Origin of the sequence: Austwickia chelonae (genome assembly GCF_003391095.1) — a bacterium.
Classification (GTDB): Bacteria; Actinomycetota; Actinomycetes; order Actinomycetales; family Dermatophilaceae; genus Austwickia; species Austwickia chelonae_A.
On sequence record NZ_CP031447.1, the window covers coordinates 2,454,105 to 2,468,183 of the forward strand.

The window sequence follows — 14,079 nt, forward strand, 5'->3', positions numbered from 1 at the left end:
GTGAAGATCACCACAGTCTGAGGTCGTGAATGCCACACTGAGGCCCGTATTGCGTGGATGATCTTTTTTGACGCATTTCAGGAGGCCTCATGCTCCAACGTTCGTATGCGGTCGCGGCAGCCATCGCCGTCGTCATCCCTGTCTTGTCGACGACACCGTCCGCCGTGGCCGGGCCTGCCACAGCCCGGTCGGTCGCCGCATCAGGCACAGCGTCCGACGCCGATACGGCCGTCGAGCCGACTTCTGTCGTCGATGTCCTCGGCAAAGGTGCCGCCGGTGAATACCTCCGGGACACTTCCGGACGGCAGGTGATCCTGCGCGGTTTCAACACCGACGGCCGGGTGAAGGTCGCCGACGACTGCATGCCGCGCTACACGGAGAAGGACATCGCCAAAGAACGTCACGACATGGGCACGAACGCGGTGCGGCTCCTGCTGCAATGGCGGTGCGTCGAGCCCTCCCCGAATGTCTACGACGACACCTATCTCGACCGGGTCGAGAAACTCGTGGCCGCTTACAACGCCCACGGCATGACCGTGATGCTGGACATGCACCAGGACGTCTACAGTGTGGCCGCCACCCCGGGTAGCACCGCCGGGAACGGAGCCCCCGCCTGGGCGACCCACATGGACGGGCTTCCCGTGCCGGCGAAGAAACAGTGGTGGGAGTACTACGTCACCCCCGGTGTCACCCGCGCCTGGGACAATTTCTGGAACAAGTTCGACAACCACCCCGAACTCGCCGACCATTACGCGCGGATGTGGGGGAAGGTCGCTTCCCGTTTCGCGGGGAACAAGGGAGTCGTCGGCTACGACCTCATGAACGAGCCGTACACCGGGAATTCCCTACCGACCGTGGTCGAACGTGGCCCGTTGAGCACCCTGTACCAGAAATGCGTCGATGAGATCCGCAAGGCTGACCAGGACAGTTGGGTCTTCGTCGAACCGGTCGCCTTCGGCGCGAACTTCGGCCGGATCACCGCCTTGCAGAAGATCGTCGATCCTCGGGCTGCGAAACCGAAGATCGCCTACGCACCGCACTTGTACCCCCTCGGCAGTGAAGGCGGCCTGTCCGAGCTGTCGTTGCCTCTGACCGAATCCGTCCTGGCCACCTGGCAGGCTCAGGTGCGTGATCAGGCTCGCAGGCTCTCCCCGGACAACTCCACCGTGCCGATCATGCTGGGCGAATTCGGCCTGAACACCACGAAGTCCGGGTCGATCCAGTACGTGGAGAATGTTCTCGCGATGATCGGCGAGATGGGCGGCGGAGCGTTCTACTACTCCTCTGACCTAGGTCCTTGGGGTCCCTACGATGACGCCGGCCAGCCGCGGAATCTGCGCGACACCATGGCCAACTGCTACGTGCCGGTCGCGGCGGGCCGGATCGTTTTCCAGTCCACCGCACCGAAACGGTGCGTCATGGAGATCGATGCCACTACGGGCCTCAGCCAGGTCTACCTGCCGCGTGACACCTTCGAGAGCGTGCAGGTGACCGGCGCGACGATCCGTGGCTGGGACAAGAAGACCCGCACCCTGCTCATCGAGATCCCTCCAGGCGAAGGGCGGCGAGTCACGGTCGACGCCGGCGGAAAGTTCTTCCTCTGAGCCGCAGCCCGGAACGCAGGGGCGTCGGCTGCTGCGTCCGCGCTCAGGAGAGCACCTTCAGGAATTGCATCGGGTACCGGTAGATCTCGCCCTGGTTGGCGCGGACGGCGGCGACGATGTGCAGGATGAGCTGCACGAAGAAGGAGAACAGTACGAGCGGCACCCCGACGGGGATCAGGATCAGCGTGAAGATGCAGACCCAGCCGATGACGCCCAGCAGCCACATCGACAGGTTGAAGTTGAAGGCGGCAGCGGACGACCTGCGGACGAATTCGTTGCCGTCCTTGTGAACGGCCCACATGATCAGCGGGCCGACGAAGCTCAACCAGCCTGCGGTGAACAGCATGACCACCAGTGGCATCAGGTGGGCGATCGTCGCCATCGTCCGGTCCTGCGCCGTCACCTGCTGGGGAGCTCCGGGGCGGGGCGGCACGTAGTCCTGTGGGCCTTGCCCCGGCGGCCCGTAGGGGCCTGGCTGTCCGTACGAACCGTATGGTCCGGGCTGCATGTAGGGGTTGTAGGTGCCTGGTTGATGGTACGGGCCGGTCTGGCTGGGCTGGTCGGGGGTGGGTGCGCTCATGGTTCCTCCACTGATGCGGATCCCTTGAAAGAGGCAAAGCCCCTTTCCTTCCACAGTACGTGCCGTCGAGGGAGCCGTACATCCTCTGCTGCAGGCAGCCCCCCTGCTTCAGGAAAGCACCTTCAGGAATTGCATGGGGTACTGGTAGTTCGTGCCCTTGTGTGCTTTAACGGCGGCGATGATGTGCAGGATGATCTGGCCGAAGAAGGAGACCGCCAGGAGCAGCACACCGATCGGGATCAGTACCAGCGTCAAGACACAGATCCACCCGGCGATCGCCATCAGCCACATCGACAGGTTGAAGTTGAAGGACTCCGCGCTGGCACGACGTACGAAAGCGTTGTTGTCCTTGTAGATGAACCAGATCACCAAGGGGCCGACGAAACTCAGCCAGCCGGCGGTGAACACCATGGCGATCAACGCCGCCAGGTGAGCAAGCACCGCGATCGACCGGTCCTGCTCCGTCAACGACGGCATCGGCTCGTGAGAAGACGACGGGTTGTGCTGCGGGCCGGGTGACGGTGCGCTCATGTTTCCTCCAGCGGTCGGATGCCAGGGTCGTTCCTGGCTCTTCCCACTGTACGAATCGTCCGCTAAAGCGGTATCCGCTCTAAGTATGGAGAATCTGAGCTCGCACCCCGACCTTAGGCTCGGGGCGCCCTCGACCTGATAACCGGTCACGCCGCCCCGGCGAAGGATCTTCCTCGATGCCATCGTCTCGATGTTTGCTGGTCCTCACCGCACAAAACGTTTCGTCCACGCCCGTCCGGCAGCATCCACCAATCAACGGGCCGTTCATGCTGCTGTGGCGCGGGTCGCTCCCCAAGACAAGGCCCTTGAGCAGCACCCGGCCCCTGATCGGTTACTCAAACGCTCACTCAGCCATCGGTTCCCGAGGACGCACCGCAGCACCATCGCTCTAGAAATCCACGAAGCCCACCTGGGAGGAGAAAATCGCCGCACCCTGCTCTCCCCCCCTCCAAACCACCGAGGCGCGTCCTGCACGGCGCCTTCGAAGGGTCCTCCTTACCAAAAAGACCTCAATGAAATCGCACCAGATCAGCTCTAGATGACTTAAGTTGTTACTAGTTTGCGACGTGCACACCTACAGCAAGAGTACTGATTTTTTAATTCAGACTCATCGCCAGCCGATCGACAAAGACTGTCACTTATTGAAAAATCAGCTGCAAAAACCCGAGAAGGACGAGACGTTGATTTCCAACAATGAGCGAAAAGTGAAAATCCAGTCAGCCAATTCAACCTCTCGCATTACACCCAAGGCACTCATAGGCGCAGCCCTTGCTTTCATCGTCATAATTGCAGCAACGATTGCCGCAATCAAGGGCCATAATTCAAGTGGAAACCCTGAGCAGATGGTAGCCCAATCCCCTTCATCAAACCCCTCCGGTCAAGTAAAACTTCCCAAAGGAGCTAAAGGACCTCACTCTCCAATCGTGGCGACGAACGGAGGCACCTTGAAGGAAGAAATCCCCACATTACAGATCTTTGAAGATTTTCAGTGCCCCATGTGCAGGCAGACTGAAAGCAGCTTCGGAAGCAAGATTCGAGAAATGGGCGAATCGGGAAAAATAAATGTCGCATATTATATACTGACATTCCTTGACAAGAAGGCGGGAAATGAGGCTTCAATGACTGCCGCCGGAGCCTTGGGATGCGCTGCAGATGTTGGAAAATTCACTTCTTATCACGACAAACTTATGGCCAATAAGCCCGGAGAGGACGGTCACATTTTTGGCGGTGACCAGATTCAGAAAGCAGCGATGGAGGTAGGGATATCCGAACCCCTCCTCGACGAATGGAAAACTTGCGTTTCCAAAAAAACCTACAATCCTTATTTCAAGAGCATAAATAGCCATGCATTGGGCCCGATGGGACTGACGGGAACTCCTGCATTTTATCTGGATGGAACCATCCTTAAAGTGAGCCCAAAGATGTCACCCTCAGAGTTTGAGGAACTCATCTCTTCCGCGAAAAAATGAGCTCTAGCGGAGCCTTGGACTATCCGCCGATGAAGATCTCCCGGAGGCTGAAAGGCCCAGCAATTTATAGAGGCGATTATGGGTGGACCAGCATGGATCCAGTGTTACATGACCCAGGCACCAACAAGCGCATTTAACCTGCATAGCGACGATCATTCATTTCTCATTGCTCAGCTATACGGGCATAAACGCTGGGTGCACGACCCTGACCTGGATGAGACTCCCCGTGAGATCGTCTACAGCCCCGGAGATGTCGCCTTCTATCCACGCGGAACTTTGCACGATGTAACCGGACTTGGAGAACTATCCGTACACTTGATGATTGCTTTTGAGGGATACAGAGGCACCCCGCATGAAGAGCACCCTGCTGATTTCCTTGGCGCTGATCAACTCCGCCATATAGGCACAGGACTGCCTTACTCACTGAATCCGGAAGCCGTGCAAGAAGACACAGCAGCGCGACTCGCGCTCCGCCATACCCGATCCTGGAATATTAGAAATGACGGAAAGTTCGACATACATACAGGAAGCTCCACAATCCGGCTAGATAAACTCTTCCGGCCACCATTAGAGGCAATGGCTAAAACATCTTCAATGACACCATTCGAAGTGTCATCTTTGGGGATTCTGCCGCTCCCAGATGCATTAGCCTTTTTCCGGCTGGGTTTCGTTCACGGCCTACTTCTCACTGCCGCTCGGAGTCGTCTATGATCAAGTTCAGCAAAGCTAACAATGAAGAGCGGACGATAGGCATAACGTCGGGGCCAGGGCCCATCGTTGCTGGCGCGGTCATCTCGGCCTTTGGTGACGCCCTCATTCCAATCGCCTTCGCCATCGAATGCCATCGTGTTGAACCGCGCGGCTGGGGCATGGCTTCGGTCTTATTTCTTCTGTGGAGTGGGCGCTTCATGGGAGTCACACTTACGCGCAGGATGCGACCGAGTGAGCATCCTGTACGTACAATGATGATCGCGGACCTCACACGCGCTCTAGCGCAGCTTGGCCTCTTGGCTGCACTCGCCTTCACCACCATCTCTGGCAGCTTTCAGACCGTAGCAGCCATGAGCATTTCATCATTCATCTACGGCCTCGCTGCTGCTTTTTTTGCGCCCGCGCGCTTCATTTCCCTATCTAAGTTGAGCAGCGGAGGTCGTCTCAATCAAGTCAACTCGATTCTCTCGATGGTCGGTGACGTCTCCGCAATCCTGGGCCCCATTATTGGATCGTTAGCAGTGGTGTGGCTGGGGTTTGACCGCGTACTCCTCCTCGACGGAATAAGCTTCCTCATCGCGTTTGTATTGCTCCTGCCACTCAAGTCTCTCAGAGTGGTCAACGACCAAGATGACTCTCCTGAAGAAACAGTGACTCCTGGCCACCAAACACGCATGCCTCAATGGTTTATGTCAGGACTGGTTGCATGGGGTGTCCTCACAGTCACCATTGGCGTTCTCGGCGTTGCCGGGCCGACTGAGGCTCTCTCAAAGTTCGGCGTAACGGGATGGGCTACTGTCTCAGTATTCCTTGGTGTTGGCAGCCTTCTGGCTTCGACAACTACGCTGCTCGGCATAAGCGGCTCGACCAAGTGGAGAGTGCTACTTGTCGTGACCGCTAGCCTGATGGCTCTCCAGGTGGTGGCCTTTATCGCCGCGCCGAATGTATGGATTCTGGTGGTAGCCGGTCTAGCCGGTTCCATGGCCGTCACATTGTCTGGGATTCGCTGGGACACTATGGGGCAGTCGCTGCGTACCCCTTGGTCAGTACATGAGTTTGCAACCCTGGATCAGTTGGTGACAACAACAGCGATCCCACTCGGCATGGTGCTGTATGGCGTTGCTGGATTCTTCGATGCCACTGCCTCGCTGCTGTGGATATTGGCGCTGATGTGTTCCGGCATAGCCTTCTGGTCCCTTTTCGCTTCGCAACCGTCGAGTAGTGATTTCAGGTCTGACCATGAACTGCCAGTTTGAGAGCGGACCAGACAGCGCTTTCCTGCTTTTTCTACGCTACGCAATCCCATGCATTTCACCCCCGAAAGTGAGCTCCGTCTGGTCAGTGCATAGGTGCTACGTGAACCAGCCGGTCGATGTGACTACCCTCGGCAACGCTCGGTGAGGTGGGTTCGCTCAGGAAACGTCCGAACCACACCCACGCAGGTTGCCCTCGTGCATCGTGTAGGCGTGCTCGTTGTACTTGCCCGGCTTGTGCACATACCCCGAGAGACCCGAGAAGTTCGACCCCGTCGAAACCTCCGTGGTCATCGATATATCACGGCCATTGCCTGCTCAGCGTCAGCGTGGACGTCGACTCGACGATGACGCGGGGTTTCCACATCTGGGCTCGTCCCCGCAGGTGCGGGGCTCACAGGTACGCGCCGGTCAGGTACGCGTCGGTCAGGGGCTCGTCCCCGCAGGTGCGGGGCTCACCGGATCTCGTCCTCCTCCTCGGAGGGCAAGTCCTGATACCAGGCCGGCTCATCCCCGCAGGTGCGGGGCTCACGACCCAGAACTCGACGGTGCGCATCAGGCGGCCGGCTCATCCCCGCAGGTGCGGGGCTCACCCTGCAGGTCAGAACGTCCCCATCGTCGTGGAGGGCTCATCCCCGCAGGTGCGGGGCTCACCACGGATGATAGCGCGTCTCGGACGGATGCCGCGGCTCATCCCCGCAGGTGCGGGGCTCACCAGCGCAGCGGGGTGACGGTCAGCGCGCAGTAGGGCTCATCCCCGCAGGTGCGGGGCTCACACCACGGAGGTATCCTAGTAATGGCCGTAAACAGGCTCATCCCCGCAGGTGCGGGGCTCACCTAGCCTTGACGGCGAAGGCGGCTCGAAGTGAGGGCTCATCCCCGCAGGTGCGGGGCTCACTTCTGGCGGTTCTTCTTGGCCATGGCACGGGCCGGCTCATCCCCGCAGGTGCGGGGCTCACGGGGACGGCCATTACGCGCCTGCGATGGTGTACGGCTCATCCCCGCTGGTGCGGGGCTCACATGGTTCGTGGGGGTAGGTTGCTGGCGTGGGAGGGCTCATCCCCGCAGGTGCGGGGCTCACTGTGCAGGTGGTTTTCCGCGGACGCGGCCTCGGGGCTCATCCCCGCAGGTGCGGGGCTCACGGGGGGGTACGGCGAAAACGGCGCATGACGGCTCATCCCCGCAGGTGCGGGGCTCACTAGTTGTAGCTGGGCAGGACGTTGGTGACAGTGGCGTGGACGCGAGTGGCCGGGGGTTGGCCTCCGGCGGCGCTGTGGGGTCGATGGTAGTTGTAGTGCAGGTTCCAGATCGCGATGGCTGTGGCGCGGTCGGCCTCGCTTGAGTAGGCGCGGGCGTAGAGCACTTCTTCGGCGAGGATCCGGTTGTACCGCTCGACCTTGCCGTTGTGTCTGGGCGTGTAGGCCCGGGTGTACTGATGCCGGGTCAGCTTGCCGATGACGTGGTTGAACTCCTTGGCGCGGTAGCAGGACCCGTTGTCGGTGACGATCCGGTGGACGTGGCCGATGCCGTGCGCGGCGAACCAGACCTTGGCCCGGGCCAGGAAGGCGGCCGCGGTCGCGCCTTTCTCATCGGGCAGGTGCTCGGTGTAGGCCATCCTTGAGAACCCGTCCACGGCCGAATGCAAGAACACGTAGCCGCGTCGGGCGCCGTCGTTCTTGGCTCGTGCGACGGCTCGGTGCGCTTCGCTGTCGCGGCCGTGGATGCGCCACCCGCCGCCGTCGGGGATCCGACCGACCTTCTTCACATCGACGTGCAGCATGTGTCCTGGCCAGCGAGCCACGATCGGCTGTGCCTCGCGGATCGTGGCCCCGTTGGGGTCGAGGAACCGGCGACGTCCGATGCCCAGCCGGGTCAGGTGGCGGGTCACGGTCCGCCGGTTGATCCGCACGCCGCGTTCGGCCAGCTCGAACGTGATCCGCGCCGCGGTCCACTTCCTCTCCCGGCGCCACGTCTCGATCGTGGCGACCACCCGCGGCGGGGTCGCTGTCGGGGACGTGTGTGGGGTGCTGGGGCGATCGTGCAGGCCGGCCTCGCCGTAGCGGCGCCACCGGTTCACCCACTTCGAGGCGCACGCCCGGGAGATCCCCATCTCGGCGGCGACATGGCTGATAGGGCGGTCCTGGCAGCGGACGATGAGGCGGCGACGGCCCTCGAGGTTCAGCGGGGCGTTACGGTGCGTCATAGGGCAGGTTCTTTCGGCTGACTCGACGTGATGGATGGCTTCGACACCTCCATCCTGTCGCCGCAAGGACCTGCCCGTTCATCTACCCATCTACCCGCCCACTACCACCGTCAACAACCTCCTACCCCGCAACAACTAGTCGAGGATCTCCCGCGTCCTGCTCTCGATGGGCTCATCCCCGCAGGTGCGGGGCTCACCATCGGCAACAATTCGGACCGAAAGAATGGCTGGGCTCATCCCCGCAGGTGCGGGGCTCACCCAAAGGGCGGCCACATCCGCACGACGGTACGCGGCTCATCCCCGCAGGTGCGGGGCTCACCGTCTACCAAAGCGGGACAGCCCAGATCAACTAGGCTCATCCCCGCAGGTGCGGGGCTCACAAATCGATGGCCCGGCCGGAGTGGTGCTCGCCGGGCTCATCCCCGCAGGTGCGGGGCTCACCGGGCATTCGTCGACCTCCCCGGCGGCGTCGATGGCTCATCCCCGCAGGTACGGGGCTCACTTCGGCACCACAGACGGCCTGACGGAATGGCTGGGCTCATCCCCGCAGGTGCGGGGCTCACTTGGATACCCACCGGTCAATATTTCGGTCAGCGGGCTCATCCCCGCAGGTGCGGGGCTCACGCGGAAGACTTCCCAGCGCATGCCCCACTCGGCGGCTCATCCCCGCAGGTGCGGGGCTCACGTCAGCGTCGCGGCGAGGGTCTGCGCGGTGGTCGGCTCATCCCCGCAGGTGCGGGGCTCACCGATGAGGAGCTGCTCTGCAGGCTGCCCATGGGGGCTCATCCCCGCAGGTGCGGGGCTCACTATCGCCGCTCGGAGAGATCCGCGCGTATGGCGGGCTCATCCCCGCAGGTGCGGGGCTCACAAATCGATGGCCCGGCCGGAGTGGTGCTCGCCGGGCTCATCCCCGCAGGTGCGGGGCTCACAGTTGGTGGTGGTGTAGATCTGCCAGGGAGGGGGGCTCATCCCCGCAGGTGCGGGGCTCACGGCGGCGACGTCATGAAAAAAGCAAAGTCTGAAGGCTCATCCCCGCAGGTGCGGGGCTCACTCCTGGAGGGCTCGGCCGCCCAGCGCCTCACCGGGCTCATCCCCGCAGGTGCGGGGCTCACCGAGGAGAAGAGGGAGCGAGCCGTCAGGGGGTCGGCTCATCCCCGCAGGTGCGGGGCTCACTTTCTAATCCTTCTTCTCCACCGGCGCCTCCGCGGCTCATCCCCGCAGGTGCGGGGCTCACCCCGCCGCACGCCCAGCGCTGATGCGGAGGCCCGGCTCATCCCCGCAGGTGCGGGGCTCACCTCAAGGAGAAGGTGAAGGAGCAGACTCGCAAGGGCTCATCCCCGCAGGTGCGGGGCTCACCTCCCCGACAGCGGCGGAGTGACCCTTTCCTCCGGCTCATCCCCGCAGGTGCGGGGCTCACGAGGTAGTGCGATGAACAAGTACCGCGGCCAGGGGCTCATCCCCGCAGGTGCGGGGCTCACCGGCGGCTCCACCGGCCGGTGGGACGACGGATCGGCTCATCCCCGCAGGTGCGGGGCTCACTCGAGGCGTCCTGTCGCGATGACCTTGGCCCCCGGCTCATCCCCGCAGGTGCGGGGCTCACGGCTTCTGTGTGCCACGTCACACACGTTTAGTCGGCTCATCCCCGCAGGTGCGGGGCTCACATCGTGGAGATAGTGCGGGCAGCGCCAGTGTCGGGCTCATCCCCGCAGGTGCGGGGCTCACGCAGCCGGGTCACTCGGCGCGCTTGTCCTGGCCGGCTCATCCCCGCAGGTGCGGGGCTCACTAGCCGGAGCGGGGCGTCGCAGGGATGGTCGTCGGCTCATCCCCGCAGGTGCGGGGCTCACCTCTGAGAGCTTTCCGTGAGCGAGAGCGAAAGCGGCTCATCCCCGCAGGTGCGGGGCTCACGATGCCCTGCATGTAGACGTCGTTCCATCGGCCGGCTCATCCCCGCAGGTGCGGGGCTCACGAGGACTGCGCCCGCTGCCTAGCAGTCGCAGACGGCTCATCCCCGCAGGTGCGGGGCTCACCACCCGGTCCTGGTTATTCGTTTGCACCTCGTGGGCTCATCCCCGCAGGTGCGGGGCTCACCACAGGACGGCCCTGCGGGATGAATTTTGACGAGGCTCATCCCCGCAGGTGCGGGGCTCACGCGACGAGCTCTGAGGGCCTGTGGCTGCGTGCCGGCTCATCCCCGCAGGTGCGGGGCTCACTTCGGCACGACAGACGGCCTGACGGAATGGTTGGGCTCATCCCCGCAGGTGCGGGGCTCACGCGTTATGCGCGGCAGCGGTTTCGACGTTCATTGGCTCATCCCCGCAGGTGCGGGGCTCACTTGGGCGTCGGTGCGCCCATGCTGCGGGGTGAGGGCTCATCCCCGCAGGTGCGGGGCTCACGCCGGTGTCCTGACCAGCCTGAAAATGTACGGCGGCTCATCCCCGCAGGTGCGGGGCTCACCATTACTATGACACCTCCGTAGTGATTTCCGCTGGCTCATCCCCGCAGGTGCGGGGCTCACATTGTCACAGTTCCGTCTCTTCTCCGTCAGGTGGGCTCATCCCCGCAGGTGCGGGGCTCACCAGATGTGGCAGTCGCGGCAGAGCGGGATCGCGGGCTCATCCCCGCAGGTGCGGGGCTCACCGGTGCCTGCCGGCCGGGTCGGTGACGCGCTGGGGCTCATCCCCGCAGGTGCGGGGCTCACCTGGGGCGCTTGCTCTCCAGCCCGTTGAGCAGGGGCTCATCCCCGCAGGTGCGGGGCTCACGGCCGTTGGAGCGGGAGGGCGGGCAGCGGAGCGGGCTCATCCCCGCAGGTGCGGGGCTCACAACCCGCCGTCCTCTATCGCCTGGAGGATGCCCGGCTCATCCCCGCAGGTGCGGGGCTCACCTGTGCTCGTCCTATGGGCCGGCGGAGCGCTTGGGCTCATCCCCGCAGGTGCGGGGCTCACGCGCGCAGCAGCTCGGCGTATGTCGCGTCCGAGGGCTCATCCCCGCAGGTGCGGGGCTCACACGGGGGGAAACGGCTGTCCACTGTTCTGTTCGGGCTCATCCCCGCAGGTGCGGGGCTCACCACGCGCGACGACAGCGGCGTTGTCCGTCGTCGGGCTCATCCCCGCAGGTGCGGGGCTCACAGCATGGGGGCTTCGGTGACGCCGGGCCAGCCGGGCTCATCCCCGCAGGTGCGGGGCTCACCAGGCAGCCGCAGTATCCAAGTACGGCCTCGACGGCTCATCCCCGCAGGTGCGGGGCTCACGACTGGCCCCACAGTCACAACCTGGCCGCGATAGGCTCATCCCCGCAGGTGCGGGGCTCACGAAACGACACCTACCAGGTAGACCCGGCATGGGGGCTCATCCCCGCAGGTGCGGGGCTCACCGAGGACAGGATGGCCAGCTGGTCGAGCATTGCGGCTCATCCCCGCAGGTGCGGGGCTCACCGCCCAGTCGGGGACGTGCATGACGGCGGAGATGGCTCATCCCCGCAGGTGCGGGGCTCACACTCATCCCGTCTGGGCTTTGTATCGGAGTCTCGGCTCATCCCCGCAGGTGCGGGGCTCACCCTCGCCGCGCCGCGTCCCCGCTGGAGTCGTAGGGCTCATCCCCGCAGGTGCGGGGCTCACACAAAACCTCATACGCCACGGTGGATCGTGTAGGGCTCATCCCCGCAGGTGCGGGGCTCACCCGAGGAGCTGCCGGCCCCTGCGCTGGCCAGCAGGCTCATCCCCGCAGGTGCGGGGCTCACGGCGCAGCTGGGGACGCGGGCTGGGCCGGCCGAGGCTCATCCCCGCAGGTGCGGGGCTCACATCATGACACGCCCGGTCCGGTACCGGTCGCCGGGCTCATCCCCGCAGGTGCGGGGCTCACGGCGGCCCAGGCAGCCGCCCCTATTTCGTAGGCGGCTCATCCCCGCAGGTGCGGGGCTCACTCACTCTGAAGGAGGTTCTCTAGAACCACCGTCGGCTCATCCCCGCAGGTGCGGGGCTCACGACTCGATCCTCGCCCGGCTGTCGGATGGTGAGGGCTCATCCCCGCAGGTGCGGGGCTCACCTTGACCGCAACGCGCTCTGCTCTAGCTCGGACGGCTCATCCCCGCAGGTGCGGGGCTCACACGGGTCTGGACTTGTTCTAACATTTGGAGGTGGGCTCATCCCCGCAGGTGCGGGGCTCACAGGCCAGAGGCGTCCTTCGCCTCCTGGGGGTGCGGCTCATCCCCGCAGGTGCGGGGCTCACCAGGTCACGCGCGTCCCCCCGGAAATGGTGCCGGGCTCATCCCCGCAGGTGCGGGGCTCACCTCGCGCGCGGTGACACCTGCTCCTGCTACTACGGCTCATCCCCGCAGGTGCGGGGCTCACATCATGACGCGGCCGGTGCGGTATCGGTCACCAGGCTCATCCCCGCAGGTGCGGGGCTCACCCATTACTGGCATTGGGGTCGTAGCCCCACAGGGGCTCATCCCCGCAGGTGCGGGGCTCACTCTTCGTGACCATGCGTTGTGAAAATCAGCGACGGCTCATCCCCGCAGGTGCGGGGCTCACGGGTGATTGTTTTGTGGTGGTGTGGTACGGGGAGGCTCATCCCCGCAGGTGCGGGGCTCACGCGCTGGAGTCCGGCCGCCAGCTAGTGACCCGGGGCTCATCCCCGCAGGTGCGGGGCTCACGTTGGTGCCGCCTTGGCTGATGGGGGTGAGGTGGGCTCATCCCCGCAGGTGCGGGGCTCACGATTTACCCCAGCGCCGTTTCCAGGCGGCGATGGGCTCATCCCCGCAGGTGCGGGGCTCACTTGGAACAAGCTTCCCACGGGTCGTCGCCGGGCGGCTCATCCCCGCAGGTGCGGGGCTCACCGTCAGGGCCGATGTCGCTCACTGCTGTCACGCGGCTCATCCCCGCAGGTGCGGGGCTCACTCGACCTCTTCTGCGGTGCCGGCGGATGGGACGGGCTCATCCCCGCAGGTGCGGGGCTCACTCATCCAGAACCTCATACGACGCGAGGAGCTTCGGCTCATCCCCGCAGGTGCGGGGCTCACTGGTCCATGTTTCTTTGCGGTCGCCGGGGACGGAGGCTCATCCCCGCAGGTGCGGGGCTCACAGCCGAGTAGGAAATGGGTGCAGGTCACCCCCCGGCTCATCCCCGCAGGTGCGGGGCTCACGACGTCGAGAGCGACCGGTGGAACGCTGGACAGGGCTCATCCCCGCAGGTGCGGGGCTCACGACCTTTGACCCCTTGTGGAGGGACTGGGCGGAGGGCTCATCCCCGCAGGTGCGGGGCTCACCCTGACGCCGTCCCCGCCGCCAGCGACGACTGCGGCTCATCCCCGCAGGTGCGGGGCTCACTCCCCTGGTGCCCCGCCAGCACCGACAGCCCTGAGGCTCATCCCCGCAGGTGCGGGGCTCACGTTTACGGGACGCTCGGTCCGGCCGAGATCGAAGGCTCATCCCCGCAGGTGCGGGGCTCACACGGGGGGAAACGGCTGTCCACTGTTCTGTTCGGGCTCATCCCCGCAGGTGCGGGGCTCACTCGACCAGCTCAGAAGGGCTATGGCTGCGCGCCGGCTCATCCCCGCAGGTGCGGGGCTCACTCGACGTGGTCGGATGGGTCTGTGCTGCGCCGGGGCTCATCCCCGCAGGTGCGGGGCTCACCCACCCTGACGCTCATCCGCGACGGGCATAGAGGGCTCATCCCCGCAGGTGCGGGGCTCACACTTCCTGAACAGGAAGTCTACCAGCCAGTAACAACAT

Annotated in this window: 7 protein-coding genes, 1 pseudogene and 2 CRISPR repeat arrays; of the genes and pseudogenes, 4 read left to right on the forward strand and 4 right to left on the reverse strand. The window is 64.2% G+C overall.

Annotation, left to right across the window (positions count from 1 at the left end; all coding sequences use genetic code 11):
* The first annotated feature begins 89 nt into the window (after window positions 1–89).
* Window positions 90–1,604 (forward strand): glycoside hydrolase family 5 protein, encoded by a 1,515-nt coding sequence (locus DX923_RS10825; RefSeq protein ID WP_116114817.1) that lies wholly within the window; start codon window positions 90–92, stop codon window positions 1,602–1,604.
* 43 nt (window positions 1,605–1,647) lie between these two features.
* On the opposite strand, the gene DX923_RS10830 is transcribed toward DX923_RS10825, so the two are convergent.
* Window positions 1,648–2,184 carry a DUF4870 domain-containing protein gene (locus DX923_RS10830; protein WP_240322600.1) on the reverse strand — a complete coding sequence of 179 codons (537 nt, stop codon included), beginning with the start codon at window positions 2,182–2,184 and terminating at the stop codon, window positions 1,648–1,650.
* 108 nt (window positions 2,185–2,292) lie between these two features.
* On the reverse strand, window positions 2,293–2,715 hold the full coding sequence (locus tag DX923_RS10835) for a DUF4870 domain-containing protein (protein WP_116114819.1): 423 nt from the start codon (window positions 2,713–2,715) through the stop codon (window positions 2,293–2,295).
* Window positions 2,716–3,281: 566 nt separating this feature from the next.
* On the opposite strand from DX923_RS10835, the gene DX923_RS10840 reads away from it, so the two are divergent.
* The 3 genes from DX923_RS10840 to DX923_RS10850 all read left to right on the forward strand — a co-directional run bounded on the left by DX923_RS10840 (window position 3,282) and on the right by DX923_RS10850 (window position 6,151).
* Window positions 3,282–4,184, forward strand: a complete 903-nt coding sequence (locus tag DX923_RS10840) for a DsbA family protein (protein WP_116114821.1) — start codon at window positions 3,282–3,284, stop codon at window positions 4,182–4,184.
* 108 nt (window positions 4,185–4,292) lie between these two features.
* On the forward strand, window positions 4,293–4,895 hold the full coding sequence (locus DX923_RS10845; protein WP_162872906.1) for a hypothetical protein: 603 nt from the start codon (window positions 4,293–4,295) through the stop codon (window positions 4,893–4,895).
* Complete coding sequence (locus DX923_RS10850; RefSeq protein ID WP_116114824.1) at window positions 4,892–6,151, forward strand: MFS transporter; 1,260 nt, start codon at window positions 4,892–4,894, stop codon at window positions 6,149–6,151. Before DX923_RS10845 ends, DX923_RS10850 begins: the two co-directional genes overlap by 4 nt.
* A 156-nt stretch (window positions 6,152–6,307) precedes the next feature.
* Here the strand turns inward: DX923_RS10850 and DX923_RS16940 are convergent, their stop codons facing one another.
* Window positions 6,308–6,442, reverse strand: a complete 135-nt coding sequence (locus tag DX923_RS16940) for a hypothetical protein (protein WP_275895830.1) — start codon at window positions 6,440–6,442, stop codon at window positions 6,308–6,310.
* 76 nt (window positions 6,443–6,518) lie between these two features.
* Window positions 6,519–7,348: direct repeats of the CRISPR family, unit length 28 nt; unit sequence GGCTCATCCCCGCAGGTGCGGGGCTCAC.
* A gap of 4 nt (window positions 7,349–7,352) precedes the next feature.
* A pseudogene (locus DX923_RS10855) lies at window positions 7,353–8,351 on the reverse strand (IS481 family transposase); the annotation flags it as partial.
* A 169-nt stretch (window positions 8,352–8,520) separates the two neighbouring features.
* Window positions 8,521–14,041: a CRISPR direct-repeat array (repeat unit 28 nt; unit sequence GGCTCATCCCCGCAGGTGCGGGGCTCAC).
* Window positions 14,042–14,079 lie beyond the last annotated feature (38 nt).